This is a genomic window from Thermomonospora curvata DSM 43183, assembly GCF_000024385.1.
In the GTDB taxonomy this organism is placed as follows: Bacteria; Actinomycetota; Actinomycetes; order Streptosporangiales; family Streptosporangiaceae; genus Thermomonospora; species Thermomonospora curvata.
In genome coordinates this window covers 1,367,594-1,393,462 of record NC_013510.1, presented here as the reverse complement: position 1 = coordinate 1,393,462, position 25,869 = coordinate 1,367,594, and the positions used below count along the sequence as shown (strand labels likewise).

The 25,869-nt window shown below is 72.0% G+C and carries 21 protein-coding genes; 13 read left to right on the top strand and 8 right to left on the bottom strand.

Annotated elements, in window-relative coordinates; all coding sequences use genetic code 11:
• Window positions 1–181: 181 nt before the first annotated feature.
• Entirely contained in the window at window positions 182–637 is a 456-nt protein-coding gene (locus TCUR_RS06060) for an ATP-binding protein (RefSeq protein WP_012851600.1), read from the bottom strand.
• A gap of 1,028 nt (window positions 638–1,665) precedes the next feature.
• Here TCUR_RS06060 and TCUR_RS06055 point away from each other — a divergent pair.
• The 3 genes from TCUR_RS06055 to TCUR_RS28480 all read left to right on the top strand — a co-directional run bounded on the left by TCUR_RS06055 (window position 1,666) and on the right by TCUR_RS28480 (window position 3,177).
• Entirely contained in the window at window positions 1,666–2,451 is a 786-nt protein-coding gene (locus TCUR_RS06055) for a helix-turn-helix domain-containing protein (protein WP_041439347.1), read from the top strand.
• Window positions 2,436–2,630, top strand: a complete 195-nt coding sequence (locus TCUR_RS25450) for a DUF397 domain-containing protein (RefSeq protein ID WP_012851597.1) — start codon at window positions 2,436–2,438, stop codon at window positions 2,628–2,630. Before TCUR_RS06055 ends, TCUR_RS25450 begins: the two co-directional genes overlap by 16 nt.
• 91 nt (window positions 2,631–2,721) lie before the next feature.
• Complete coding sequence (locus TCUR_RS28480; RefSeq protein ID WP_342610198.1) at window positions 2,722–3,177, top strand: DUF397 domain-containing protein; 456 nt, start codon at window positions 2,722–2,724, stop codon at window positions 3,175–3,177.
• A 367-nt stretch (window positions 3,178–3,544) separates the two neighbouring features.
• Here the strand turns inward: TCUR_RS28480 and TCUR_RS06050 are convergent, their stop codons facing one another.
• Window positions 3,545–4,312: an enoyl-CoA hydratase-related protein gene (locus TCUR_RS06050; protein ID WP_012851595.1), complete on the bottom strand. Its 768-nt coding sequence runs from the start codon at window positions 4,310–4,312 to the stop codon at window positions 3,545–3,547.
• A 102-nt stretch (window positions 4,313–4,414) separates the two neighbouring features.
• Window positions 4,415–6,214, bottom strand: a complete 1,800-nt coding sequence (locus TCUR_RS06045; protein ID WP_012851594.1) for an acyl-CoA dehydrogenase — start codon at window positions 6,212–6,214, stop codon at window positions 4,415–4,417.
• Between the two features lie 242 nt (window positions 6,215–6,456).
• Between TCUR_RS06045 and TCUR_RS06040 the strand changes: the two genes are divergently transcribed.
• Window positions 6,457–6,723 (top strand): DUF4235 domain-containing protein, encoded by a 267-nt coding sequence (locus tag TCUR_RS06040; protein WP_012851593.1) that lies wholly within the window; start codon window positions 6,457–6,459, stop codon window positions 6,721–6,723.
• Window positions 6,720–8,057, top strand: coding sequence for a YihY/virulence factor BrkB family protein (locus TCUR_RS06035; RefSeq protein ID WP_012851592.1), 1,338 nt, complete (start codon window positions 6,720–6,722; stop codon window positions 8,055–8,057). The genes TCUR_RS06040 and TCUR_RS06035 overlap by 4 nt, the downstream gene beginning before the upstream one ends.
• 18 nt (window positions 8,058–8,075) lie before the next feature.
• Here the strand turns inward: TCUR_RS06035 and TCUR_RS06030 are convergent, their stop codons facing one another.
• Window positions 8,076–8,507, bottom strand: coding sequence for an SRPBCC family protein (locus tag TCUR_RS06030; protein WP_012851591.1), 432 nt, complete (start codon window positions 8,505–8,507; stop codon window positions 8,076–8,078).
• 262 nt (window positions 8,508–8,769) lie between these two features.
• Between TCUR_RS06030 and TCUR_RS06025 the strand changes: the two genes are divergently transcribed.
• Window positions 8,770–9,525, top strand: coding sequence for an SDR family oxidoreductase (locus TCUR_RS06025; protein WP_041439346.1), 756 nt, complete (start codon window positions 8,770–8,772; stop codon window positions 9,523–9,525).
• A 91-nt stretch (window positions 9,526–9,616) separates the two neighbouring features.
• Here TCUR_RS06025 and TCUR_RS06020 read toward each other — a convergent pair whose 3' ends face one another.
• Both TCUR_RS06020 and TCUR_RS06015 read right to left on the bottom strand, forming a co-directional pair.
• On the bottom strand, window positions 9,617–10,381 hold the full coding sequence (locus TCUR_RS06020) for a MerR family transcriptional regulator (protein ID WP_012851589.1): 765 nt from the start codon (window positions 10,379–10,381) through the stop codon (window positions 9,617–9,619).
• A gap of 121 nt (window positions 10,382–10,502) precedes the next feature.
• A complete protein-coding gene (locus TCUR_RS06015; RefSeq protein WP_148232939.1) occupies window positions 10,503–12,281 on the bottom strand; it encodes a SpoIVB peptidase S55 domain-containing protein in 1,779 nt (592 codons plus the stop codon).
• Between the two features lie 241 nt (window positions 12,282–12,522).
• On the opposite strand from TCUR_RS06015, the gene TCUR_RS06010 reads away from it, so the two are divergent.
• Together TCUR_RS06010 and TCUR_RS06005 are read left to right on the top strand one after the other, a co-directional pair.
• A complete protein-coding gene (locus TCUR_RS06010; RefSeq protein ID WP_012851587.1) occupies window positions 12,523–13,365 on the top strand; it encodes a PHP domain-containing protein in 843 nt (280 codons plus the stop codon).
• 270 nt (window positions 13,366–13,635) lie between these two features.
• A complete protein-coding gene (locus TCUR_RS06005; protein ID WP_012851586.1) occupies window positions 13,636–14,106 on the top strand; it encodes a DoxX family protein in 471 nt (156 codons plus the stop codon).
• Between the two features lie 385 nt (window positions 14,107–14,491).
• Here TCUR_RS06005 and TCUR_RS06000 read toward each other — a convergent pair whose 3' ends face one another.
• The gene (locus TCUR_RS06000; RefSeq protein WP_012851584.1) at window positions 14,492–16,315 is read right to left on the bottom strand and encodes a class I SAM-dependent methyltransferase; all 1,824 of its coding nucleotides are present in this window, start codon (window positions 16,313–16,315) and stop codon (window positions 14,492–14,494) included.
• Between the two features lie 251 nt (window positions 16,316–16,566).
• Between TCUR_RS06000 and TCUR_RS05995 the strand changes: the two genes are divergently transcribed.
• The 3 genes from TCUR_RS05995 to glpK all read left to right on the top strand — a co-directional run bounded on the left by TCUR_RS05995 (window position 16,567) and on the right by glpK (window position 20,135).
• Window positions 16,567–17,469 carry an alpha/beta hydrolase gene (locus TCUR_RS05995; protein ID WP_012851583.1) on the top strand — a complete coding sequence of 301 codons (903 nt, stop codon included), beginning with the start codon at window positions 16,567–16,569 and terminating at the stop codon, window positions 17,467–17,469.
• A 303-nt stretch (window positions 17,470–17,772) separates the two neighbouring features.
• Entirely contained in the window at window positions 17,773–18,588 is an 816-nt protein-coding gene (locus tag TCUR_RS05990; RefSeq protein ID WP_012851582.1) for an MIP/aquaporin family protein, read from the top strand.
• Between the two features lie 29 nt (window positions 18,589–18,617).
• Window positions 18,618–20,135, top strand: a complete 1,518-nt coding sequence (gene glpK / locus TCUR_RS05985; protein ID WP_012851581.1) for a glycerol kinase GlpK — start codon at window positions 18,618–18,620, stop codon at window positions 20,133–20,135.
• Between the two features lie 11 nt (window positions 20,136–20,146).
• Here the strand turns inward: glpK and TCUR_RS05980 are convergent, their stop codons facing one another.
• Window positions 20,147–21,649, bottom strand: coding sequence for a carboxyl transferase domain-containing protein (locus TCUR_RS05980; protein WP_012851580.1), 1,503 nt, complete (start codon window positions 21,647–21,649; stop codon window positions 20,147–20,149).
• Between the two features lie 218 nt (window positions 21,650–21,867).
• Between TCUR_RS05980 and TCUR_RS05975 the strand changes: the two genes are divergently transcribed.
• Together TCUR_RS05975 and TCUR_RS05970 are read left to right on the top strand one after the other, a co-directional pair.
• Window positions 21,868–24,708: a bifunctional glycosyltransferase/CDP-glycerol:glycerophosphate glycerophosphotransferase gene (locus tag TCUR_RS05975; RefSeq protein WP_012851579.1), complete on the top strand. Its 2,841-nt coding sequence runs from the start codon at window positions 21,868–21,870 to the stop codon at window positions 24,706–24,708.
• Window positions 24,695–25,867, top strand: a complete 1,173-nt coding sequence (locus TCUR_RS05970; RefSeq protein ID WP_012851578.1) for a glycosyltransferase — start codon at window positions 24,695–24,697, stop codon at window positions 25,865–25,867. The genes TCUR_RS05975 and TCUR_RS05970 overlap by 14 nt, the downstream gene beginning before the upstream one ends.
• The last annotated feature ends 2 nt before the right edge of the window (window positions 25,868–25,869 follow it).

Genomic DNA, 25,869 nt, shown 5'->3' with positions numbered 1-25,869 from the left:
CCTCCGTGGAACACCTCCGGGCGGTGCGGCCAGGGCACGGCCGCCGCTACGGGCTCAGGTCGCCTGCCGCATGCGCCACCGGGCCGGGCCGTGGTCTTGCCGCCGGTCGGCGGCCCCGGCCATCGCACTCCCCTCCTCAGGTGGCCGGGGCCGTGCCGTTTCCTCATCGCGGTGGCCTGTCTCAGCAGTGGGCCGCCGGGGCGGCGAAGGTGGCGTGAACGGTTCGGGAACACGGCGTGCCGGTCCAGGACCAGGCGGTGGCCAGCGCCTCCACGGTGAGCAGGCCGCGGCCGGATTCGGCCAAGGCGGACAGGTCACAGGCATCAGCGACGGGGCGGATGCGCGGGTCGGTGGGGCCGCCCTGGTCGGTGACGGAGACGGTCACGCCGATGAGGTTGTGGCGGACCTCCACGACGAAGCGGCCGCCGACACGGCCCGAGCGGGTGTGACGCAGGGCGTTGACGGCCAGCTCATCCAGCACCAGCAGCACATCGTCCAAGGCCGGGAAGCCCTCCAGCAGGCAGGCGGCGAAAGCTCTGGCGGCGCGGACCTGGGTGGTCTGGCCGGGGAAGACGCGCCGCCAGTACATGGACGGGACGGGCTCAACCGGCACGGAAGCGGCAACGGGCAGCGGCATGGGACTCCTTTCTGGATTGCGTGGATGAAGCACGGAAAGCCGCGGCGGCACGAGCGCCACGGGCTCGTGATCAGTGCGGAGGCCGATGGGTCTTAGGTGGTTCCTCGTCGGCGGGCGGGTGCCGGGCGCGTCCGGAAAAGCGGTCCAGGAGGTCTTGGGCCTTGGCGACGCGATCACGAGCGAAACGGCGTTCCCGGTCGCTGATCACCCGGGAGGTGGTCCAGGGGGCGTAGACGTTGATGACGGCCTGCAGGTAGCGGACGAAGACGGCGCGTTCGGCGGTGCAATCACCGAGGCTGGACGGCTCCGGCCGCCGGGGCGGAGGCGTGGACGGCCGGGCATGCCGGTGGGCGTCACCGGGATGGTGGGGTGCGGTCTGTGGTCGGGTGGCTGGAGCGGGGTTGCGGTGGTCTGAGGGCTGGGTGGGATGAGCGGCGCGGCCGGAGGCGTGACTCGGTGGGGGTTCCTGAGGCGGAGTCATGAGCGGCCGCCTGGGGTGGTCGTCTCGGTCGGGGTGATGGCGGGTGCCGCTGAGATGTGGTGGGGCGGTTTCTCCTGGCGGGATGGGCGGTGCGGCCAGGTGGAGAAGCGGCGGGGGCAGACAGGTCCCAAACAGGGCAGGGCGGGAGCTGGGGAAAGCAGGGCAGACGTTGAGCAGAAGAGAGCGGAGGCCGGGTGAAGGGCGGGTGAAGGGCCTGAGTGGGGCGGGTTTTCGGTTGAAGGGGTGAGAGCCGTCGTCAGCGGTCGTGGTCGGTGGGGCGAGGTTGGGCCACTGGGGCGGAATGGTTGTGTGGGATGTGCGGCCGGAATGGTGCGGTGCGGACGCCGGTAGGCGTGGCGGGGGCGCATCGCGTCACCGAGAATGATCATTTCTCTTGACCTCTTGTTACGAGCTGTGAATTCCTGCTCGTCAAGAGTGGCGATACGGCTTACGATTGAGGGCGGAAAACATAGGCGCGTCGGCCGGACAAGGCCGACCCCCCCACCTGTGCGGAGCTGTACCCCCCATGGCGACACTGTCACCGCGAATGTTCCTGGCGCAGGAAATCATGCGGCTGCGCCAGGCAAAAGGGATGAACCGGGAGCAGTTGGCCAAAATGGTCTTCGTCTCCGAAAGCCTGGTCCGCTCCTGGGAACGCGGCCGCCGCATCCCTCAGCCTGATCATCTAGAAGCCCTGGAAAAGATCTTCGACACCAAAGGAGTGCTGCTCCAGATCCGCAAGGAGCTGATCAACGCCGCTACCCCGATGGAGTGGATGGCGGCCTGGCGAGCAGTCGAGAGCCGGGCAACCTCCCTCTTGTCATTCGAAACGACCGTCATCCCAGGACTGCTCCAAACAAAGGAGTACGCAACCTCAGTTTTCCAGGCGGCCAGGCATCTCGGTGAGATCGACGAGATGCTGAAGGCGCGGCTGGAGCGCCAGAAGATCCTCACTAGAGAGGACGACCCTCCAACTTTGGTAGCCCTCCTCGCTGAGGCTGCTTTACTGAACAACGTAGGGGGGCCTAAGATCATGCACGACCAGTTGATGCACATAGCCAAGATGGCTGAGCGTGATCACATCGTCGTGCAGGTCATCCCGTTCAGCTCCTCAGTATGCGCTGGATTCCTGGCACCATTCGTCATCGCAAGTTTCGATGCAGGGGAGGCGGCCTATGTAGACAACCAGCTAAACGGTGACGTGATCACAGAAACAGAAAACGTTGCCATCCTACGCAGGATGTTCGAACAGTTCAGAGCAGAAGCTCTCTCGGGCTCGGAGTCTGTCAAACTAATCCAAAGATTGGCGGAAGAACGGTGGACAGAGAACTGAAGTGGCACAAGTCCTCGCGCAGCGGAGCCAACGGTGGTAACTGCGTAGAACTGGCGCGCACCAAGGGTGCGATGTTCGTGCGGGATTCTAAGAACCCCAATAGCGGAACACTGAAGTTCACGCCCGGCACGTTCAGCGCACTGCTGACGGACATCAAGTCCGGCAAGTACGACCGGTAGCTAGGCCGGACTCTGAGGTTTCTCAACGAAATAAAGCGGGGACTGCGCTGTATCGCCCTCACCAGAGCGGAGGCCCGCGCCGCTGCTCCCGATGGACGCTCTCGCCCCCGGCAGCGGCGGCACGGGCCTTCACAGACCGCCCCTATGCCACCCACCCCCGCCTTCACCGACGCTCATACACCGGCCAGCGATCCAATACCGATTCCCGACAACACCAATCGTCGAGAAAATCTCAATCAGTAGCGAGGCTACCGACCAGAGAAGACGTCATACATCTACACCACATCTTCGACATTCTCAGAACGGGAACACTCTCACACCGAGAACCAGTCAAGCTGATACTGAAGGTGGCAGAACAATGGAAATGAAGTGGCGCAAGTCTTCCCGTAGCAGCAGCAACGGCGGAGCATGCGTAGAACTGGCTCGTGCCCTGCGAGAGGTGGCAGCACGAGACTCCAAGAACCCGAACGGTGAGGTGCTGCGATTCACTCCTACTGCTTTCGCTGAACTGCTGACGGACATCAAGTCCGGCAAGTACGACCAGTAGCCAGACCAGGCTCTGAGACTTTCTCAACGAAATAAAGCGGGAACCGCACTGTATCGCCCCCTACCAGAGCGAAGGCCCGCGCCGCTGCTCCCAATGGATGTCTCGCCCCCGGCAGCGGCGGCACGGGCCTTCACAGACCGCCCCTATGCCGCCCGTCCCGCCTTCACCGGCGCTCATGCACCGGCCTGCGAGCCGATGCCGGTTCCCGGCGGCACCGACTCGTTGAGAAAACCTCGCTGAGCCGTCCAGCGGCCTCCCGCTGCGGCGAAAGCCGCCGGTGTTGCAGGACGGGCGGCTGGTCAGGCCACTTGCATCAGGCCGCAGGTCCCGGCACGGCGCAGCCGCCGCGCCGGGGCCTGCGGGAGTGCTACAGCGCCCAGCTCGGCGGGCGCTTTTCGAAGAAGGCGCGGCGTCCCTCGGCCGCCTGGGGGCTGGCGAAGAACTCCGCCGAGACCTGCTCGGCCAGCACGAACGCCTCATCGCGCGGCATGCCGTTCAGCTCGGCCAGCAGCCGTTTGGTGCGGGCCAGCGCGGCCGGTTCGGCGGCCCGGAAACCCGCCAGCAGCCCCTCGACCGTCTCCGCCAGCTCCTCCCGGGGGCAGCAGGCGGTGATCAGGCCGCTGCGCGCGGCCTCGGCGGCGTCGAAGGTCTCCCCGGTGAGCATGTAGCGCTGCATGGCGCGGGGGTCCATCCGCTCCCGGCACACCACCGCGATCATGGCGGGCACCACACCGATGCGGACCTCGGTGAAAGAGAAGGTGACATCGTCGGGGGCCACCGCCAGGTCGCAGGCGGCCACCAGGCCCAGCCCGCCGGCCCGGGCCGGGCCGTTGAGGCTGGCCACCACCGGCTTGGGCAGCTCCAAGATGGCCGTCAGCAGCTCGGGGATGGACGGGCCGCCGCTCACCCCGGATTCGATCTCCTTCAGGTCGGCGCCGGCGCAGAACACCGTGCCCGCGCCGGTCAGCACCACCGCCCGCACCCCGGCGTCGGCGCCCGCCTCGGCCAGGCGTTCGGCCAGCGCGGTGCGCACCGCCGCCGACAGGGCGTTGCGGCGGGCCGGGGCGTTCAGCGTGATCGTGGCGATCCCCCGGTCGATCTCCAGCAGGACCGGCTGCTCCTCGGCCGTGCTCATCGGTTCCCCTCCCTTGTGTGCTGACAAGGCTCTTTCGTCGCCGGTGACCGGCCCGTGCCCCCGCCGTCCGGACGGCAGGGGCCTTCCAGGCGGACGGACCGCTCAGAACCAGGAGGGGTCCATCTCCAGCGTGGTGCGGTCCAGGGAGCCCAGCAGGTCCAGCTGGGGGCCGGTCTTGGGCAGCTCGTAGCGGAAGAAGTACCGCGCCGCCTGCCGCTTGCCCGCATAGAAGGGGCCGTCCTTGCCGTGGGCGGCCAGCACCTGCTCCAGCCAGATCCAGGCCACCACGATGTGCCCGGCCGCCTCCAGGTAGATCGAGGAGTTGGCGAGCGTGACCGCCGGGTCCCCCGCGCTCCACAGCTGCGCCGTGACCAGGGTCAGGCGTTCGAAGGCGTCCTGAAGCGCCCGGCCCATCTCGGCCGTCTCGCCGCCCAGGTCAATGGCGCACTGGACGGTGGCCGAGATCGTCTCGCCCAGCACCCGCAGCCCCATGCCGTTCTTCATGACGACCTTGCGGCCCAGCAGGTCCAGCCCCTGGATGCCGTGGGTGCCCTCGTGGATGGGGTTGAGCCGGTTGTCCCGGTAGAACTGCTCCACGTTGTACTCGCGGGTGTAGCCGTACCCGCCGTGCACCTGAATGGCCAGGGAGTTGGCCTCCAGGCACCACTGCGACGGCCAGCTCTTGGCGATCGGGGTGAGCACGTCCAGCAGCAGCGCGGCCCGGTCGCGGGCCACCGCGTCCTCGGCGGTCTTGCTGTCGTCCACCAGCAGGCTGCAGTACAGGCCCAAGGCCAGGGCGCCCTCGACGTAGGCCTTCTGGGCCAGCAGCATCCGCCGCACGTCGGCGTGCTCGATCAGCGGCACCGGCGGGAGCGCGGGGTCCTTGGCGGCGGGCGGACGGCCCTGCAGGCGGACCTTGGCGTACTCCAGGGAGTGCAGGTAGCCGGTGTAGCCCAGCGCGGCGGCGCCCAGGCCGACCCCGATGCGCGCCTCGTTCATCATGTGGAACATGTACGACAGCCCCTTGTGGGGCTCGCCGACCAGGTACCCCACAGCGCCGGGCGCGCCGCCGGGGGTGTGGGCGCCCTCCCCGAAGTTCAGCACCGTGTTGACGGTGCCGCGATAACCCATCTTGTGGTTGAGGCCCACCAGGGCGATGTCGTTGCGCTCCCCCAGCGAGCCGTCGGCGTTCACCAGCACCTTGGGGACGATGAACAGCGAGATGCCCTTCACCCCGGGCGGCCCGCCGGGGATCTTGGCCAGCACCAGGTGGACGATGTTCTCGCTCAGCTCGTGCTCGCCGGCCGAGATCCACATCTTGGTGCCGTAGAGGCGGTAGGTGCCGTCCGGCTGCGGCTCGGCGCGGGTGGCGATGTCGGCCAGGGACGAGCCGGCCTGCGGCTCCGACAGGCACATGGTGCCCAGGAACCGCCCGGCCGCCATCGGCCGCACCCAGGTGTCCACCTGCTCGGGGGTGCCGTACTCGACCAGCAGGTTGGCGTTGGCGATGGTGAGGAAGGGGTAGGCGGCGGTGCCGACGTTGGCCGCCTGGAACCAGGCCAGCACCGCCTTGGACACCACGGTGGGCAGCTGCATCCCGCCCAGCGACTCGTCCAGCTCCCCGGCCAGCAGGCCCGCCTCGGCGAAGACCCGCAGCGCCCGCTTCACCTCCGGGATCATCACCACCCTGCCGTCGGCGTCCAGGTGCGGCTCGTGGGCGTCGGCGAGCTTGTTGTGCGGGGCGAAGTGGTCGGTGGCGATCCGCTCACCGAGCTCCAGCACCGCATCGAAGGTCTCCCGGGAGTGCTCGGCGAAACGCTTGCGGGCGGTCAGGCGGGTGACGTCGAGCCACTCGTGCAGCAGAAAGTCGAGGTCGCGACGGGACAACAGCAAGGAGGACATCGGCTCCCTCGGTTCGACGGGACGATAGGGGCGCGTCCAGGCCACCACCCCGCTCCGGACTTTTTGCCGGTGGGGCCTTCGGCGACTCGTCCGCAAGGCACACCGTACGCCGCTGCCTGCGGTGCCTCGCAGGAGCCCTCGCCCGGAACGCGTATCCGGCCGCCCGCCGCGGGTTTAAGGCGGTGTCGCGGGGAACGGCAATGCCGGGCCGTCGATGCGGCCGCAGGCGAGGTGAGTGACCGATGTACAAGGTGCTGTCGCTGATCACCAGCGTGCTGGGGAGCGTGCTGGCCGGGATGCTGTTCAAGCGGGTCTGGAAACTGGCCGCCGGTGAGGACCGGGCGCCCGACGCCGAGGACCTGAGCCGGGGCTGGATCGAGGTGCTGGCCGCGGCGGCGGTGCACGGGGCGATCACCGGGATGGTCAAGGGGGCCACCAAACGGGCCAGTGCCAAGAGCATGCGCCGGGCCGCCGAGCGCCGCCGGGAACCGGCGGAGGTGGGACCATGAGCGGCCGCGTCAAAACCTGGGCGGACAAGCACCTCAAGGGACGCAACGCCCGCGCTCCCTCGGAAGAGGACGTCCCCCGGCCCGAACAGGGCACCTCCCAGCCAGAGCGGGACGCTCCGCAACCAGAGCAAGGCGCCTCACAACCGAAGCGGGACGTCCTGCGGCCAGAACAGGGCACTTCACAACCGGAGCAGAACGCCCCACGAGCAGAGCAGGAAGCCTCACAGCCAAAGCGGGATGCCCTGCAGCCAGAACAGGGCGCTTCACAACCGGAACAAGACGCCCCACAACCAGAGCAGGGCACCCTGCAATCGCAGGGGGACTCCCCGCGGCCGGAGGGCGGCGAGCAGGCGTCCGGTGTCCGGCGCGAGGAGCATCCCTCGCCCGGAACGCTGGCGCGAACCTCCTGGAAGGACCTGCTCAAGCGGACGTTCCGGGAGTTCAAGGAGGACAATCTCACCGACTGGGCGGCGGCGCTGACCTACTACGCGGTGCTGTCGATCTTCCCGGCGATGCTGGTGATCATCTCGCTGATCGGGCTGGGCGGCGCCTCGCTGTCGGAGTCGATCATCCGGAACGTCGGGGACCTGGCGCCCGGCGCGGTGCGCGACGTGCTGGCCACCGCGCTGACCGAGCTGCAGCGCGGGGCGGGCGCCGCCGGGCTGGTGGCGGTGATCGGCCTGGTGGCGGCGGTGTGGTCGGCCTCGGGGTATGTGGCCGCCTTCATGCGGGCCTCCAACGCGATCTACGACCTGCCGGAGGGCCGGCCGATCTGGAAGACCCTGCCGATCCGGATCGCGGTGACGCTGGTGTCGCTGACGCTGCTGTCGGCCTCGGCCATCGCGGTGGTGATCTCCGGGCCGCTGGCCCGCAAGGCCGGAGACCTGCTGGGGCTGGGCGATGCGGCGGTGACGGTCTGGAACATCGCCAAGTGGCCGGTGCTGCTGGTGGCGATCGCCTTCCTGTTCGCGCTGCTGTACTGGGCCTCGCCCAACGCCAAGCGCGGCTTCACGTGGGTCACGCCCGGCGGGCTGCTGGCGCTGGCGGTGTGGCTGCTGGCCTCGGTGGGCTTTGCGTTCTACGTGGCCAACTTCGGCAGCTACAACAAGACCTACGGCAGCCTGGCCGGGGTGATCATCTTCCTGGTCTGGCTGTGGATCAGCAATATCGCGCTGCTGCTGGGAGTGGAGCTCAACGCCGAACTCCAGCGGGCGCGGGCCATCGCCCGGGGTCTTCCACCGGACCGGGAGCCGTACGTGCAGCCCCGCGACACCCGCAAGTTCCCCGAGGAGCTGCGCCGGGAGGTCGAGTCCCAGGAGCACCGGCTGGGCTGAGCCCCCTGCCGGGGCGGGTCAGGAGCCCGGCTGGGTCACCCGGCGGCCGACCTCCTCGGCGAGCCGTTCCAGGGAGTCCTCCAGCATCCGCTGCATGACGTCCCGGTTTGGCCCGGCGTCCTCGCCGGATGGGCGGTGGCCGCGGAAAGACAGGTGGACGACCACTTCGCTGGTCCCCGCCCCCTGGTCGGTGACCTGCAGCCACCCGGTGTAGTCCGGGCCGTCCCGGCTGCCCCACTCCAGCCGCAGCCGCTCGGGGGCGCCCAGCAGCATGCCGTCGCGTTCCTCGCGCACATCGACGAGGCTGCCTGCGGCCTCGGCCAGCCCCGGGGCGACCTCGTGCACCCGGACCTCCTCCGGCAGCCACTGATTCATCGCCGCGACGTCGGCGGCGATGTCGAAGACGATCCTGCTTTCAGCCGGCATCGTGCGGCTCGCCTCGTACTCCATGACGCCCTCCTGCGGTTCGCGGCCCGCTTTACCCGGCACGTCCGGGGACAAACCGGGCCCGGCGGGAACGGCCGCCCGCAGCGGCGATGAGCCTTCCGCCATGGGACCGCAAGGTCTGAGAACGGGGCTCCGGCGGCGCCCGCGTCGTCCCAGGTCGCGGCTTCCCTCGGCGGGGAAACGGAGACCCGACGCCGGCACCGACCCATATAGCCGTAAATTCCGCTATTGCCCGCCCCTGGCGCAGTGCCCTTAGATCTTGGTCGTGGACGCGACAACGGGCAGGGACGTGGCCCTGGTCACCGGGGCCTCCCGCGGGCTGGGCGCGGCGATCGCACGGCGGCTGGGCGCCGCCGGGTGGGCGGTGGCGGTCAACTACCGCTCCGACGCTGCAGGGGCCGAGCGGGTGGCCGGCGACATCCGCGCGGCGGGCGGCACCGCCGCGGCCTTCCGCGCCGACGTCACCGACGAAGAGCAGGTCACCGCCCTGGTGGCGGAGGTGACCGAACGGCTGGGGCGCATCGCGGTGCTGGTGGCCAACGCCACCGGGCCGCAGCCGGAGATCCCGTTGGAGAAGCTGACCTGGCGGGACCACCTGGACCAGCTGGAGTTCTTCGTCAAAAGCCCGACTCTGCTGGCCCAGGCGGTGCTGCCCGGCATGAAGGCCCGCGGCGGCGGGCGGATCATCCAGATCGGCTCGGACGTGTTCGAACGGGCCCTGCCGGAGTACTCGGCCTACACCGCCGCCAAGGCCGCCCAGATCGGGCTGACCCGGTGCTGGGCGCGGGAGCTGGGCCCGTTCGGGATCACCGTCAACATGGTGGCGCCCGGCTGGATCCCGGTGGAGCGGCACGCCGACGCCACCGCCGAGGAGCTGGCCGGCTACACCGCCGGCGTGCCGCTGGGCAGGATCGGCAGGCCCGAGGACGTGGCCGCCGCCGTGGCGTTCCTGGCCTCGGAGGAGGCCGCCTACATCACCGGGGAACGGATCGTCGTCAGCGGCGGCCACACCATCGGCTGAGCCGCGCCGCGACGGCGCCGGGGCGTTCGGCCGCATGACCGTCCGCCCCGGCCGGAGGGTGCGGGGAGCGTCCCCGCGCACGGGCCGGATGTCAGCCCTCGCTGCGGTCGGCGTTGGCGATGACCGCGTCGTGGACGTACTGCGCCAGGCCCTCGGCGACCTGCTCGTAGGTGGCGGTGAAGCGGGGGTCGCCGACGTAGAGCTCGGCCAGCCCGCGGTGCATCTGCGGGGTGCACTCGTAGAAGTTGTCGCTGATGCTGCGGCGGTGCCGCTCGGCCAGGTCCATCGCCCGCTCGCCGGTGGCCGGCGCGCCGTCGGCCATCGCCGCGGCGAACTCCCGCAAGATCGCCTCCTGCTCGTCCTTGATGCGCTGCCAGTCGGCCTTGGTGTAGGCGGCGGTGCGGCGCTGCGAGGCCTGGTAGGCGTCGTAGCCGCCCCAGCGCTCGGCGGCCTCCTCGGCGTGCGCCTCGGGGTCGAAGTCGCCGAAGACCTCGAACCGCTCCTCGGGGGTGAGCGAGATTCCCATTCTTCTCGCCTCCATGGCGTGTTCGATCGCCGTGACCATCGCGCGCAGCCGGTCGATCCGTCCCACCAGCAGGTCGCGCTGGCGGCGCAGGTGCGTCATCGGGTCGGCCCTCGGGTCGTCGAGGATCTCGGCGATCTCCTCCAACGGGAATCCGAGCTCCCGGTAGAACAAGATCTGCTGGAGCCGCTCCAGGTCGGCGTCGCTGTAGCGGCGGTAGCCGCCGGCGGTCCGCCCGCTCGGCCTCAGCAGCCCGATCCGGTCATAGTGGTGCAGCGTCCGCACGGTCACCTTGGCGGCCCTGGCCACATGCCCGACCGAGTATCCACCCATCGGATTCCCTCCTTCCGCGATCCAGGCTCGGGCCTGACGTTGCGTGAGGGTCAAGCCGGAGCGAGAAAAATCCGGCCGTCCCGCCGGGAGAGCGGAACGGCCGGAGGGAAGGCGATGCGGATCAGCGGACCCGCACCCGCAGCGAGATCTCGCCGCCCACGATCTTGTCCAGCAGCCTGCGGTTGCCCACCACGACCTTGGACTTGCCGGAGCCGAGCACCAGGCGGCCGACCAGGTGGTCGTTGCGCGGCTTGGCCTTCAGCTTCTTCAGCAGGTCGGCGAAGCTGCCGGCGGCGATCTGCTCGCCGCACTCCTCGGGGTTGAGGTAGCACTCAAAACCCTCTTCGGCGGGGGCCAGTCCGCCCTTGACCGACAGCCTGCCGGTGGTGCCCTTGGCCTTCTTGGGGACCTTGAAGGTCAGGGCCACCGTCTTGACGGGGCTCCGGGCGGCGGTCAGCCTGATGCGGACCTTCACCTGCCTGCCGGCGGTGGCCCGCAGCACCCCGCCGGGCTTGAGCGCCGTCCACTTGCCGTTGCGCTTCACCAGCAGCTTGGCGACGGTGTACCGGCCGTACTCGCCGCGGTCGGTGACGTTCAGCCGCAGGTCGGTCAGGCGCACCCCGGCGTAGGGGCTGTCGGCCAGGACACCGATCAGGGCGGCGCTTTCCAGCCCTGCCGCCTCGCTGACGTCCGTGCGGTCGCTGTAGCGGTTGGGCAGGGTGATCTCCCAGGGCTTGCCGGCCACGGTGCCGCGCACCGTCCAGGTGGCCGTCACGCTCCCGCCCGCGAACCGGTCACGGGCCAGGTCCAGGGCGCTCATGAGGTGAAGCCCGGCGATGGCGGGCGCTTCCTCCCCATTGGCGAAGTAAGTGGTATCGGTGCGGGTCCGGCCGCCGGCGGTGGTCCGCGACACCACCGGCGTCACCGCCGGTCCGGCGCCCAGCTCGGCGACGATCCCGGTGAGGCGGTCCTGGGTGAGCGTGCCGGCGACATCGCCGAAGTTGGCCAGCTTGAACGCCCCGAAGACCGGGTCGGGGACCACCGCCAGAGCGTGGCCGTCGGTCGCGATCAGCCGGGTCGCCCCCGTCCAGAAGGCCGAATGCCCGAAGGCCAGCGCCTTGCCGTGGCAGATCGCGGTGACGGTGCCCATTCCCCCGCCGGTGACCGCGCCGTAGGAGCCGAGCACGCCGAAGTTGCCGCCGGGCACGATCGCGCCGGGCCGGCCCTCGGCCCCGCCGGTGGCCCCGGCGCGGTAGAAGCGGACCTCGGCGCCTTGCCGTTCGGCCGCCTTGTTCAGCGCGTCGATCCGCCGCTGCGCGAGCCCGGAGATCCCCACCGGCATCGGCAGCCGCGACAGCCCGGCGGAGGCGGTCTCGGCGTCCACCAGGCCGCGCGAGGTGAGGGTGCGCTGCAGCGCGGCCGGCAGCTTCACCCGCTTCTTGGCGGCCTGCGCGGCGGCGACGGCGTCCGGCTTGCTCAGCAGGTCGTACATGGCCTTGGCGGGGGTGATCCCGGCGAGCTTGGAGGTTCCGCTGAAGCCGTAGCCGACCGCGCCCAGCAGCCGCCCGTCGGGGGCGTAGACCGGCGAGCCCGACATGCCCGCCCAGATGGCGCCCGCCTTGTCGAGGGCGGGCGAGTCGGCCTCGGCCAGGATCATGTCGACGCCCGGCGCGATGCCGTCCTTGAGCACGCCCTGCACCCGCACCCTGAAACGCTCGGGCGCAGTCCCCTTGCTGACCGTCAGCCCCCAGCCGGTCATCCCGTCGCGCACCTGGGCGATCGGGAAGGGCGCCGGGCAGTCCGCGGGCGCGGCCTGCGCGTGCGCCGTGACCGGAATCGACAACACCGGGGAGGCGGCCACCGCCAGTGCGGCGGCCGACACCGCGGCGCATCTCGACAACTTCCGCAATGGAGCCCCTTTCGATGACGGCGACCCGCATGTCGCCGGACGCTTGACCAGACGCGGGATCGAGAAGGATTGTTTACCGAGTGTCCAAGTGTGGTCACTGTGAGTTGTTTACTCATGTGGTCGGGCAGAATTGGCCTTTTGGCCGCCTGGTTCTGCGGAGGGAAGGGCTCTTCCTGCGCCGATACCGTGAGCGCCCACGACCACGAGGCCGTCTGGGGAGGGAGCCGGGAGGATGCGGATCGACCTGCACAGCCACAGCAACGCCTCGGACGGGACGCAGCCGCCGGCCGATGTGGTGCGGCGGGCCCGGCGGGCCGGGCTGGATGTGCTGGCGCTGACCGACCACGACACCGTGGCCGGGCTGCGGGAGGCCGCCGAGGCGCTGCCCGCGGGACTGACCTTGGTGCCCGGCATGGAACTGTCGTGCCGGCTGGGGCCGACGGGGGTGCATCTGCTGGCCTACCTGTTCGACCCGGCCCACCCGGACCTGGCGGCCGAGTGCGCCCGCATCCGCGACTCCCGCGCCCTGCGCGGGCGGCGGATGGTCGAGAAGCTGAACGAGCTGGGCGTCCCCGTCACCTGGGAGCAGGTGCGGTCGCTGGCCGGCAGGGCCGCGGTGGGACGGCCCCACATCGCGCGGGCCATGGTCGCCGCCGGGGTGATCGACCGGGTGGAGGAGGCGTTCACCCCCGAGTGGATCGCCCCGGGCGGGCGCGCCTACGCCGAGCGGTACGCCCTCGATGTGGTCACCGCCATCCGCCTGGTGCGCGCGGCGGGCGGCGTCCCCGTGCTGGCGCACCCCGGGGCGGGCCGCGGGGGCCTGCTCATCGACCGGGCGCGGCTGGCCGAACTGGCCGAGGCGGGGCTGTTCGGGCTGGAGGTCGACCATCCCGACCACGACGCCCCCACCCGCCGGCGGCTGCGCGCGCTGGCCGCCGAGCTGGGACTGGCCTGCACCGGCTCCAGCGACGACCACGGCGAGCTGACCGGGCACCGGCTGGGCCGGGAGACCACCTCCCCGCAGGTGTACGAGCGGCTGCTGGCGGAGGCGACCGGCGCCCGCCCGATCGGCTGAGGCCCCGGGCGCGCCCGGCGCCGCCTACGGCGTGACGAGCGCGGCCGGCCGAGTGGGCCGGGACCGATTCCCGCACCTCGGTCACGACTTCATCGAACCTTTTTCAACATGCCGCTTCCGGCGGCCGACAACGGCACGGCCGTGCCCGGCGGCGATACGGTGGGCCCGGACGGCATGGCACCGGGCTGGGCTTGCATTCCAGCACTTGAGAACACGTGCCGAAAAAGGTTCATCCCTGCACCAACCCCCTCCTTGTGGAGAGGTGATGCGATGATCTTTCTGGATCGATTCTCCGGTCCGGTGCTGTCGCTGTTCCGCATGGTGATCGGGTTCATGTTCCTGGTCCACGGGACGGCCTCGATGTTCGGGGTCTTCGGCGGCAACCGCGGCACCGGCCGGGCGGTGGAGTTCCTGGCCTGGCCGAGCTGGTGGGCGGCGCTCATCCAGGTCGTCTGCGGCGGCCTGGTGATGATCGGCCTGTTCAGCCGGGCCGGCGCCACACTGGCGTCGGGCTCCATGGCCTACGCCTACTTCGTGGTCCACCAGCCCGAGGCGCTGCTGCCGGTGCAAAACCACGGCGAGTCGGCGGCGCTGTTCTGCTGGGCCTTCTTCCTGGTCGCCGTGCTGGGCCCCGGCCCCTGGTCGCTGGACGCGCTCGTGAGCCGCGCCCCGCGCGGCGTCGCGCAATCCCAAAAACCCGTCGGCCCGGCCCCGGCCCGCACCGGTCCTTTGGCCCGCTGAATCCGTCTCTTCAGACGGCCTGGGAGTTCTCGCCACGCCGGGCTCCCGGGCCGTTTTCCTTATCCTGCAAAACGGCTCGGTATCGCGGATTTCACGCCGTCTGAGCGCGATATGAAAAAAACTCCGCCGGAGGCGGTGATGACTCCCCTATGCCGCCTGCCCCGGCTCGGGGTGCCCCGTCCCTTCAAAGGGGCCTCGACCGTCCTCACCCGCCAGATCGGCGGCTTCGTCCTGCCGGGCCTGCCGGACGAGGACGGTCGAGGCGCTATCGGCCCGGGCAGGCCGCCGTCGCCATGCCCCCTGGACGCCAGGCCGTCCCCGAAACCCCTCACCATCGAGCGGCTCCGACTCACCGGCGGCTGACCGTCCGCCGGCTTGCCTCCGGTCAGCCGGACTGTTTGCGGGCCAGGACGCGGTAGGTGTTGCTGTGGGAGCCCTGGAAGGGCAGGAACAGCAGGTCCGCGAGGATGGCGGCGCCCAGCAGGGGGATCGCCAGGAGTTGGGCGATAGCGGCGCGGGCGTACTGGGCCGGGCCCGGGGGGTGCGGGCTGCGCCAGGGGTCCTCGGTGTCCACGCCGAGCAGGTTGATCAGGCAGGCGGCGGCGGGCAGCACGTCCAGGCCGCGGCGGGCCTCGCGGCGCTGCTCGGCGACCACTTCCAGGCCGCGTTCCTCCAGCGCCCGCTTGAGGTTGGCCAGCGGGATCAGGTGCAGGTGCTGGGGCGGCAGGTACGGCATCCAGAAGGTGCGCAGCACGGCGGCCAGGCGGGCGTCGGGGTCGGGCATCTCCACCAGCAGGAAGCCGCCGGGCTCGAGGATCTTGGCGGCCAGGTCCAGCTCGGCCAGCGGGTCGGGGGTGTGCTCCAGGTAGTGGTTCATGCTGAGCACGTCGTAGTGGCCGATCATGTCGGTGCCCAGGTCCAGGAACTGGCCGTGGAAGGAGCGGGAGATCCAGCCGCGGCGGACGGCCTCCTGCACCCCCTCGCCCATGTCCAGGCCGTGGAAGTCGGTGCCGGGCAGCACGGTGCGGGCGACCCGGCAAAAGTGGCCCTTGCCGGTGCCGATGTCCAGCCAGGTGCGCGGGGTGGTGAAGCGTTTGACCAGGTGGGCGCGGGCCAGGTAGTCGCCGGTGGTGCCGCCGAGAATGCGCTCGGCGGCCAGGTCGCCCAGGCCGCTGTAGGCGTCGCGGTAGTAAAAGTCCAGCCCCTCGGGGGTGACCTGGGGGTTTTGGAAGATGTGCCGGCAGTCGCGGCAGCGCTCCAGCGGGAAACGGCCGGGCTTGACCTGGATGACGTCCCGGGTGACCAGGTGGGGGGCCAGGTTGCGGGAGCCGCACCAGGGGCAGTCGGGGCGGCGCTCGCCCAAAAAGCGCTCCACCCCGGCTTCGATCTCGGCGCGGTAGCGGGCCCGGGCCTCCTCCCGCAGCTGCAGCCGGTGCCGCTCCCAGCGGCTGCGGGGGGCGCGCAGCGTCCGCCAGATGGTCAGCGGGACGTGCACCACCCGCAGCCAGGCGGCCCGGTGCAGGTCGGCCGGGCGCAGCGCGGTCCCGGTGAAGATCAGGTACGGCGCCAGGCTGTACAGCAGCACCACGCCCAGGCCCTGCCACAGGTCGATCAGCGGGCAGCACAAGGCCAGCAGGCAGCCGGCGCCGCTTTGGTAGAGGGTCTGCGGCACCGCCACCGTCGGCGGCAGCGCCAGCGCCAGCGAACGCAGCCAGGCCCGCCGCTGCCCGATCCGGTCGGGGGCGTGGAACGGCGCGACGACCATGTCGGCGGTGTCGGCGTAGCAGCGCAGCCGGACCAGGGCCTCGCCCATCTCCCCGGCGTCCAGCCCGCTGCGCGGCTCGATCCGGGCGCGTTCCAGGGCGTCGCCGGCCATCAGCACGGCATAGCCGGCGCCCCGGCCCATGGCGAACCGGTCCTTGCGGTAGGCGCGCGGATCGACATGCCGCACCAGGTCGAGCGCCTGCTCCACCGGCAGGTCGGCCGGGACCAGGTCCAGCATGCCCAGCCCCTCCCGCCGGGCGTGGTCGGCGGCGGCGCGCAGCACCTGGTCGGGTACGGCGGCGTCCTCGGCGGTCAGCGCCGTGTAGCCGTCCAGCGGGCTGGTCGAGCGCTCCGGCCGCAGCCGGCGCAACCCGGTGACGCGACGGCGCAGCCACAGGGCGTTGCCGAGCACCCCGGCCGCCACGAGCCAGATGATCCAGTTCACGCCTGCGTCTCCTCACCCCTTGGCCGTTGGGGAGTTGTGCCGGGACTTTCGGCCGCGCTCGATCGCCGTGAGCAGGATTCTTGTCAGTTCCGGCACGATGCGGACACTCACGGTCCGGACAACGGTGAACGGTCTGGTGTCACCTGGCTGACAAGCCCGCCCCCGCTTATCAGCCCGATGACAAAGCGCCGCCGGGGTCGCTGCGCCCTCCGGCAAGAAAACCGGCCTCCGGTGCGGCAGACTGTCCGGCCATGGCGATCACCCGCAGACCGCCCGTGCCGCTGCTCGGCGAGCGCCGGCTGAGCTCCAGGTTGTATGAGCTGGACGTCGCCTCGGCGGCGGTTGGCCGGACCATGAAGGTTCATTTGCTGGTCCCCAAGGGTTGGTCCCGTGACGCCGACCGGACCTGGCCGCTGCTTTACCTGTTCCACGGCGGGGACGACGACTACCTGTCGTGGACCCGCGAAACCGACATCGAACAGCTGAGCGCCGACTGCCAGGTACTGGTGGCGATCCCGGACGGCGGACGGGCCGGAGGTTACACCAACTGGTGGAACTTCGGCAGGCCCGGCGCCCCCCAGTGGGAGACCTTCCACCTGGATGAGCTGGGCGGGCTGCTGCGCGAGGCGTACCGGGCCGGGGACGCCCAGGCCATGGCGGGGGTGTCCGGCGGCGGCTACGGCGCGCTGATCTACGCGGCGCGCCGTCCGGGGACCTTCCGCTACGCCGCCGCCTTCAGCTCCCCCTGCTCGATCCGCCGTCCGGCGCTGGCCGCCACGCTGCTGCTGGCCACCGCCTCCGTGGGCCGCACCAACCCGCTGGCCATGTGGGGGCTGCCGGTGATCCATGACCGGATCTGGCGGTCGTTCGACCCGATCTGCATGGCGGCCGGGCTGCGCGGCACCGGCCTGTACCTGTCGGCGGGCACCGGGCGGCGGGGGCCGCTGGACCCGCCGGACGCCCGGCGCACCGTGGCCGATCTCGCCGAGCCGCTGGTGCGCTCCACGGTCGGCCCGTTCCTGCGGAAACTGCGCAAGCTGGACATCCCCGTCACCACCCACCTGTACGACCGCGGCACCCATACCTGGCCGTACTGGCGGCGGGAGCTGCACCGCGCCTGGCCGCTGATCATGCAGGCGCTGGGCTGCGACTGAGCCGATGCACCGTCCCAGCGCATAAGGGGGCGATGAACCTTTCTCAGCACGTGGCCCAAGGAGCCCCGGGGCGGGGATCTGTTGGCGTCCGGTGCGGCGGCGTTCCGGGCCACGGCGTCGCCACCGCCTCGACCTGCGGAGACCGCGTGCCGGAAAAGGTTCAATCAGGCGGCCGACAAAAACCCGCCCGCGCTTGTCGGCCCGGCTTCGTTGTCCGCCCGCGCGGCGGCGGCTTAGCGTCGCGGCGACCGCGCTCTGCCGCGCGGTCCGCCGCAGTCCATTCCCGCCGGCCGAGGAGGACACATGGCGGAACGGAGCAGGCACCCGGGAATCGTCGGCGAGATGGCCGCCGAGTTCGCCGGGACGATGATCCTCATCCTGTTCGGCGTCGGGGTCGTGGCGCAGGTGGTGGCGGGCGGCCTCGGCGACCACGACAGCATCGCCTGGGCGTGGGGCCTGGGGGTCACGCTGGGCGTCTACGTCGCGGCCCGGGTCAGCGGCGCCCACCTCAACCCGGCCGTCAGCGTGGCGCTGGCGGTCTTCCGGGACTTCCCCTGGCGCAAGGTCGCCCCGTACGCGCTGGCGCAGACCGCCGGGGCCTTCGTCGCGGCGCTGCTGGTCCGCTGGAACTACGGCGAGGTGCTGGCCGCGGTCGATCCCGGCCACACCATCAAGACCCAGGGCGTCTTCTCCACCCTGCCCGGCAACGGCACCCTGCCGGTGGGCACCATGGGCGCCCTGCGCGACCAGATCATCGGCACGGCCATCCTGCTGTTTTTGATCCTGGCCCTGACCGACCTGCGCAACGGCCCGCCGGCGGCGAACCTGGCGCCGGTGGTGATCGGGCTGGTGGTGGTCGCCATCGGGTTCGCCTGGGGCACCGACGCCGGCTATGCCATCAACCCGGCCCGCGACTTCGGGCCGCGCCTGGCCTCGTTCCTGACCGGGTACGAAGGGGCCTGGCGGGACCAGCACGGCGAGCTGTACTTCTGGGTGCCCGTGGTCGGTCCGCTGGTCGGCGGGGTGCTGGGCGCGGGCCTGTACAAGACCATGGTCGGACGGTTCCTGCCCGGTGTGCGGGCACCGGTGCCGGGCCGTCCGGAGCATGAGGCGGCCTGAGCCGCGCGACCTGCAGAAAGGGATCTTCGATGGCGGATTTCGTGGGAGCGGTCGACCAGGGCACCACCAGCACCCGGTTCATGATCTTCGACCATGGCGGCAACGAGGTGGCCCGGCACCAGCTGGAGCACGAGCAGATCCTGCCGCGGGCCGGCTGGGTGGAGCACAACCCCGTGGAGATCTGGGAGCGCACCCGGACGGTCATCGAGACCGCGCTGAACAAGGCCGACCTGACCGCCCGGGACCTGGCCGCGCTCGGCATCACCAACCAGCGCGAGACCGCCGTGGTGTGGAACCGGCGCACCGGCCGCCCCTACTACAACGCGATCGTCTGGCAGGACACCCGCACCGACCGGATCGCCGCGGCGCTGGAGCGCGACGGGCGGGGCGAGGTGATCCGCCGCAAGGCGGGCCTGCCCCCGGCGACGTACTTCTCCGCCGGCAAGGTGCAGTGGATCTTGGAGAACGTCCCCGGGGTGCGCGAGGCGGCCGAGGCCGGCGAGGCATTGTTCGGCACCATCGACACCTGGCTGCTGTGGAACCTGACCGGCGGGGTCGACGGCGGCGTCCACGTCACCGACGTCACCAACGCCAGCCGCACCATGCTGATGGACCTGGAGACGCTGGAGTGGGACGAGGAGCTGCTGTCGTTCTTCGGCATCCCGCGCGCGATGCTGCCGCAGATCCGGCCGTCCAGTGACCCGGCCGGCTACGGGGTGACCCGGGCGGACGGCCCGCTGGGCGGGGAGGTGCCGCTGTCGGGGGCGCTGGGCGACCAGCAGGCCGCCACGGTCGGGCAGGTGTGCTTCGAACCCGGCCAGGCCAAGAACACCTACGGCACCGGCAACTTCCTGCTGCTGAACACCGGCACCGAGCCGGTGCGCTCCCGCCACGGCCTGCTCACCACCGTGTGCTACCGGTTCGGCGACGCCAAGCCGGTGTACGCGCTGGAGGGGTCCATCGCGGTGACCGGGTCGGCGGTGCAGTGGCTGCGCGACCAGCTTCGGATCATCTCCACCGCGGCGCAGAGCGAGATCCTGGCCCGTCAGGTCGACGACAACGGCGGCGTGTACTTCGTGCCGGCCTTCTCCGGCCTGTTCGCCCCGTACTGGCGGTCGGACGCCCGCGGCGTCATCGTCGGCCTGTCGCGCTACAACAACGCCGCCCACATCGCCCGCGCCACGCTGGAGTCGATCTGCTACCAGACCCGGGACGTGGTGGAGGCGATGCAGCAGGACTCCGGCGTGGTGCTGGACGTGCTGCGGGTCGACGGCGGCGTCACCGCCAACGACCTGTGCATGCAGATCCAGGCCGACGTGCTGGGCGTGCCGGTCTCCCGCCCGGTGGTGGCCGAGACCACCGCGCTGGGCGCCGCCTACGCCGCCGGGATGGCCACCGGTTTTTGGAAGTCCACCGAGGAGCTGGTCCGCAACTGGAACGAGGACCGCCGCTGGCTGCCGCAGTGGGACGACGAGCAGCGCGCCGCGGGCTATGCGGGCTGGAAGAAGGCCGTGGAGCGGACGCTGGACTGGGTCGACGTCGGCTGAGAGGGCCCCGGCTAGGCGGGCGGCGGTCCCTGCAGGCGGCGGTCGCGGGCGGCCATGCGGTCGGCGGGGTCGGCGGCGGTCAACTCGGCCAGGTGCGCGGCGATCGCGGCGGCGGTCCGGGTGCAGAACGCCCGCGGCTCTGCGGCGGCGTCGGGACACTCGGGCAGCAGGTGGTCGGCGATGCCGGCGGCCAGCAGGTCGGCCGAGCGCACGCCCTGGGCCTGCGCCATCTCGGCGGCGCGGGCGGTGGTGCGGTGGACGATCACCGAGGCGCCCTCCGGCGGCAGCGGGGACAGCCAGCCGTGGCGGGCGCACAGCACCCGGTCGGTGGGCAGCAGCGCCAGCGCCGCCCCGCCGGTGCCCTCGCCCAGCAGCACGCACAGCGTCGGCCCCGGCAGCGTGGTCAGCTCGGCCAGGCAGCGGGCGATCTCCCCGGCCAGCCCGCGTTCCTCGGCCTCGGCCGACAGCACCGCGCCGGGGGTGTCCACCACGGTCAGCAGCGGCAGGTGCAGCTCGCGGGCCAGCCGCATGCCGCGCCGGGCGACCCGCAGCCCGGCCGGGCCGATCGGGTGGCCGCTGCGCTGGCTGCGCCGGTCCTGCCCGACGACCACGCAGGCCGCCTCGCCGAACCTGGCCAAAGCCAGCAGCAGCCCCGGGTCGGCCTCCCCTTCGCCGGTGCCCGACAGCACGGTGACGTCGCGGGCGCCGTACCGCAGCAGCTCCCGCACCCCCGGCCGGTCGGCGCGGCGGGAGCGTTCGATCGACTCCCAGGCCGGGGTGTCGTCGGCGGCCGGCTCGGGCGCGGCCGGGCGGGGCCGGCCGCCGCGGGCGGGCGCCTGCCCGGCGCACAGCACCGACAGGGCGCGGGCGGCGACGTCGGGCAGCTCGTCGATGCCCACCACGGCGTCCACCACGCCCTTGGCGGCCAGGTTCTCGGCGACCTGCACGCCCGGCGGGAACGGCTCGCCGTGCAGCGCCTCATAGACGCGGGGCCCCAGAAAGCCGATCAGCGCCCCGGGTTCGGCGGCCGTGACATGCCCCAGCGACCCCCAGGAGGCCAGCACCCCGCCGGTGGTGGGGTGCCGCAGGTAGACCAGGTAGGGCAGCCCGGCGGCGCGGTGCCGCATCACGGCGGCGGTGATCCGCGCCATCTGGACGAACGCGGCGGTGCCCTCCTGCATGCGGGTGCCTCCGGAGGAGGGTGCCGCCAGCAGCGGCAGCCGCTCGGCGGTGGCCCGCTCCACGGCCGCCACGATCCGGTCGGCGGTGGCCAGCCCGATCGACCCGGCCAGGAAGCCGAACTCGGAGACCACGAAGGCCACCCGGCGGCCCCGCAGCAGCCCCTCCCCGGTGATCACGGCCTCGTCGCAGCCGGTGCGCTCCCGTGCCGCGGCCAATTCGGCCTCATACGCCGAGCCGGGGGCGGCGACCCGGCGGGGCGGGGTGTCCCAGGAGGTCCACCTGCCGGCGTCCAGGATCCGGCCGATCAGCTCCCGCGCGCCGATCCGCGTCATGACGCGGCCACCTCGCCCTCCCCTCCGCACAGGCCGCGTCGCGGCCCGCCGGCATGCCTCCCCCCGACGGTACCGGCCGTCCCATCCGTCACGCTGCTCGCCCCCCTCCGTCACGCAACAGACATACCCGCTTTGACGGACTTTTTGATCTTGACCGGAATGCCCATGGCGGCCGCCCGGGAAGGACCACCGGACCCGGCGGGAAGGAAGGAGCCCGGATGCGGCCGGACGTCAGCGTCATCGTCATCGCCTACAACGACGCCGCGCGCCTTCCCCGGGCGGTCGGCTCGGTGCTCGCCCAGTCGCTGGGCCCGGTCGAGACGATCATCGTCGACGACGGCAGCACCGACGGCACCGGCGAGGTCGCCGAGCAGCTGGCCGCCGCCCACCCGGGGCGGGTGCGCGCACTGCACCTGCCGCGCAACTCCGGCGGCTGCGGACGGCCCCGCAACACCGGGCTGGCGCAGGCGCGCGGCGCGCATGTGATGTTCCTCGACAGCGACGACGTGCTGGACCGGCACGCCTGCCTGAACCTGGTCGCCGCGGCCGAGGAGACCGGCGCCGACCTGGTGTCGGGACGGTGCGTGCGAACCCGCCCGGACCGCCCCGGCGACCGGGGGCACGCGTGGTACCCGTGGCTGTACGCCCGGCGGGCGGTCTATGAGTCGATCACCCAGAACCCCGACCTGCTGTACGACACGCTGTCGACCAACAAGTGCTACCGCCGGGACTTCCTGACCGCCTGCGGCCTGTCCTTCGCCGAGGACGTGCACTATGAGGACCTGCTGTTCAGCACGCAGGCCTACCTGGCGGCCCGGCGGATCGCGCTCATCCCGCACCGCGTCTACACCTGGCATTGGCAGCAGCCTCGGCCCGACGGCGGGTCCATCTCCAGCCGCCGCGCCGAGCTGCGCAATTTCGCCGACCGGCTGGAGGTCCACCGGCGGATCGACGCGGTGCTGCGCGCCCGCGGCGCCGCCGACCTGAAGCTGCACAAGGACGCCAAGTTCGTCAACCACGACCTGCTGCTGTACCTGCGCGAACTGCGCGGACGCGACGCCGACTACCAGCGGCGCTTCCTGGAGCTGGCCGCCGCCTACATGGCCGAGCTGGACGAGCGGGTCTGGCAGAAGGCCAACCCGATGCCCGCCATCGCCGCCTTCCTGCTGGGACGCGGGGATCTGGAGGGGGCGCTGGCCGCCGCCGAGTACGGCCGCGGCCGGGTTCCCGAGCTGCTGACGGAGCTGACCGAACGGCACGGCCGGGTGTACTGGGGGCGGCTGGAGGGGCATCCGGCGCATCCGGTGCTCGACGTGACCGACCTGGGCATCCACACCGCCCCGCCGAGCCGGGTCCGGCCCGTCTGCACGCTGACCCGGCTGCGGCGATGCGGCCCGCTGGTGCTGATGGCCGGGCGGGTGCACAACCCGCTGGAGCGGATCCCCCCGGACGCCGAGGTGCAGCTGACCGTGGAGTTCGCCGACCGGCGGCGCAAGGGCCGGGTGCTGTCGGTGCCCGCCGAGGTCACCCGGCGCAAGGGGTGGCTGCAGTGGCGGGCGTGCTTCCTGCCGTCCCGGGTGCTGCGGCCGTGGGGGTTCATCGACCCGGTGTGGGATCTGTGGCTGCGGCTGAGCGTCAACGGGGAACGCACCGCGCTGCGGCCGCGCCCGGCCGACGAGACGGTGCTGGAGACGGAGCTGCCGGCGCGTCCCAGACTGACCCGGCTCGCCGGGGACCGCCTGGTGCCGCTGCGCACCCGGCAGGACCGGGTGGCGTTCCGGCTCACCGGGCGCCGGCTGCGGCACCGCCTGGCCCGCCGGGCCGTGCGCTGGGCGGCCGCGACGCGGGCGGGCCGCCGGCTGTGGCGGCGGATCCGGGCGGCCGAGCAGGACGTGCGGCGCAGGCTCGGCAGCCAGAAGACCAAGCAGGCCGTCTACAACCGGCTGCTGGTGCGGCTGCCGATCCGCAAGGGCACCGCCGTTTTCGAAAGCCGGATGGGCGCCTGCTATGCGGGCAACCCCCGCTACATCTACGAGGAGCTGCGCCGGTCGGGCCGGCCCATCCGGGTCGTGTGGTCGTATGCCGGCTCTCCGCGCGGCTTCCCGCGCGATGCCCGCCTGGTCCGCCGGGGCTCGTGGGCCTACCACCTGGCGCTGGCCCGGGCCGAGTTCTGGGTGGACGACCACGGTTTCCCCGGCGGGCTGCGCAAGCGCCGCGGCACCACCTACCTGCAGACCTGGCACGGCTCGGCGTTCAAGCGCATGGGGCTGGACCATCCCGAGCTCAAGCGCGCCGGACGCGCCGAGCAGGCGCGCTTTGCCCGCATGACCGGCCGTTTCGACCGTTTCCTGGTGCGCTCGCGGCACGATGTCGACACCCTGGCCCGCGGGCTGGGCGTCGCGCCGGACCGGCTGCTGCCGGTGGGCTATCCGCGCAACGACCCGCTGGTGAACGGGGGCGACCCGGCCGAACTGGCGGCGCTGCGCCGCGCGCTGGGCCTGGCGGGACGGCAGGTGGTGCTGTACGCCCCCACGTTCCGTCCCGGACGCGGCGGCAAGGCCGCCCCGCTGCGGCTGCCGTTCGACCCGGTGCGTTTCGCCCGCGAGCTGGGCGACACCCACGTGATGCTGGTGCGCCCGCATTACCTGACGAGGGTCTCCCTGCCGCCGGAGGCCAAAGCGGCGGTGCGCGACGTCGGCCACATCCCCGACGTCACCCCGTTGCTGCTGCTGGCGGACGCGCTGGTGACCGACTACTCATCGATCATGTTCGACTACGCCCTGCTGGACCGGCCGATGATCTTCTATGTGCCGGACCTGGAGGAGTACACCGGCCGGGACCGCGGCTGCTACTTCGACCTGGCCGAGCACGCCCCCGGGCCGCTGCTGCGCGAGGAGGACGCCCTGCTGGCGGCGCTGGCGGACCTGCCGGCCCAGCGCGACGCCCACGCCGCCCGCCGCCGCGCGTTCGCCGCCCGCTTCGGCGAGTACGACCGGGGCGATGCCGCCGCGCGGGTCGTCGAGCTGATCTTCGGCGGGGGTGACCGTGACCGGACGTGACATCTTCATCGTCTGCAACACCGTGGACGACCTGGGCGGCGTCCAGCGGTGGGCGCACCGGACGGCCGAGCTGCTGACCGGCCGGGGGCACCGCGTCACGCTGGTGGGCATCGCCCGTTCCGCCGAGCCGCACCCGCGGCGGCCGCGCGCCCCCTACCGCGTGGTCACCCTGCACGGCCCGTGGCGGCCGCCGGCGCTGGCGTGGCGGCCCGCCTCGGCGTGGGCGCGCCTGAACGTGCGCGCCCGCCTGCGCGACCGGTGGCGGACGGCGGTGCAGCGGCGCGGCGCCGAGCGGCTGGCCGCCCTGCTGCGCGCCGCACGTCCCGGCGGGGTGGTCATCGTCGCCCAGGTGTGGGCGATGGAGTGGGTGCGCCTGGCCGGCACCGGCGGGCTGAAGGTGATCGCGATGAGCCACGAGTCCTACCAGGCGGCCCGCGCCTCCTCCCGGTACCGCCGGATCTGGGAGCTGTACCCGTCCGCCGACCGGATGCTGACGCTGACCGCCGAGGACGCCGACGCCTGGGCGCGGGCCGGGATGACCAACGTCGATCACATGCCCAACCCGCTGCCCTTCTCCCCCGCCGCCCGCGCCGATCTGGACGCCCCCGTGGTGGCCTGCCTGGGGCGGCTGTCGCATGAGAAGGGCGTGGACATGGCGCTGGAGGCGTGGGCGGAGGCGAGCGCGGCCCACCCCGGCTGGCGGCTGCGGATCCACGGCTCGGGCCCGGAGGAGGAGGCGCTGCGCGCGCAGGCCCGCGCGCTCGGGATCGCCGGGACGGTGGAGTTCTGCGGGCCGGCCCCCGATGCCGCGGCGGCCTTGGCGCAGGCGTCGGTCTTCCTGCTGCCCTCCCGCCAGGAGGGCCTGCCGATGTCGCTGATGGAGGCGATGGCGTGCGGGCTGCCGGCGGTGGCCTTCGACTGCGCCCCGGGCGTGCGCGAGCTGCTGACCGACGAGGTGGACGGGCTGCTGGTGCCGCCCGGGCACGTCCCGGCGCTGGCGGCGGCGCTGCGGCGGCTGATGGGCGACGGGGATCTGCGCCGCAAGCTCGGTGACAACGCGGTGGCCGGAGTGCGGCGGCTGCACCCCGACACGGTGCTGGATCGCTGGGAGCGGCTGCTTGAGCTGCTGCACCGAGACGAACATGATTTCTCTTCGTAATT

Coding starts and splice junctions, on each gene's coding strand:
- TCUR_RS05995 (WP_012851583.1), top strand. CDS start 16,567: ATGGCGATCACCCGCAGACCGCCCGTGCCGCTGCTCGGCGAGCGCCGG.
- TCUR_RS06055 (WP_041439347.1), top strand. CDS start 1,666: ATGTTCCTGGCGCAGGAAATCATGCGGCTGCGCCAGGCAAAAGGGATG.
- TCUR_RS05990 (WP_012851582.1), top strand. CDS start 17,773: ATGGCGGAACGGAGCAGGCACCCGGGAATCGTCGGCGAGATGGCCGCC.
- TCUR_RS06050 (WP_012851595.1), bottom strand. CDS start 4,312: ATGAGCACGGCCGAGGAGCAGCCGGTCCTGCTGGAGATCGACCGGGGG.
- TCUR_RS06030 (WP_012851591.1), bottom strand. CDS start 8,507: ATGGAGTACGAGGCGAGCCGCACGATGCCGGCTGAAAGCAGGATCGTC.
- glpK (WP_012851581.1), top strand. CDS start 18,618: ATGGCGGATTTCGTGGGAGCGGTCGACCAGGGCACCACCAGCACCCGG.
- TCUR_RS05980 (WP_012851580.1), bottom strand. CDS start 21,649: ATGACGCGGATCGGCGCGCGGGAGCTGATCGGCCGGATCCTGGACGCC.
- TCUR_RS06035 (WP_012851592.1), top strand. CDS start 6,720: ATGAGCGGCCGCGTCAAAACCTGGGCGGACAAGCACCTCAAGGGACGC.
- TCUR_RS06045 (WP_012851594.1), bottom strand. CDS start 6,214: ATGTCCTCCTTGCTGTTGTCCCGTCGCGACCTCGACTTTCTGCTGCAC.
- TCUR_RS06020 (WP_012851589.1), bottom strand. CDS start 10,381: ATGGGTGGATACTCGGTCGGGCATGTGGCCAGGGCCGCCAAGGTGACC.
- TCUR_RS05975 (WP_012851579.1), top strand. CDS start 21,868: ATGCGGCCGGACGTCAGCGTCATCGTCATCGCCTACAACGACGCCGCG.
- TCUR_RS06060 (WP_012851600.1), bottom strand. CDS start 637: ATGCCGCTGCCCGTTGCCGCTTCCGTGCCGGTTGAGCCCGTCCCGTCC.
- TCUR_RS06010 (WP_012851587.1), top strand. CDS start 12,523: ATGCGGATCGACCTGCACAGCCACAGCAACGCCTCGGACGGGACGCAG.
- TCUR_RS28480 (WP_342610198.1), top strand. CDS start 2,722: ATGGACGCTCTCGCCCCCGGCAGCGGCGGCACGGGCCTTCACAGACCG.
- TCUR_RS06040 (WP_012851593.1), top strand. CDS start 6,457: ATGTACAAGGTGCTGTCGCTGATCACCAGCGTGCTGGGGAGCGTGCTG.
- TCUR_RS06005 (WP_012851586.1), top strand. CDS start 13,636: ATGATCTTTCTGGATCGATTCTCCGGTCCGGTGCTGTCGCTGTTCCGC.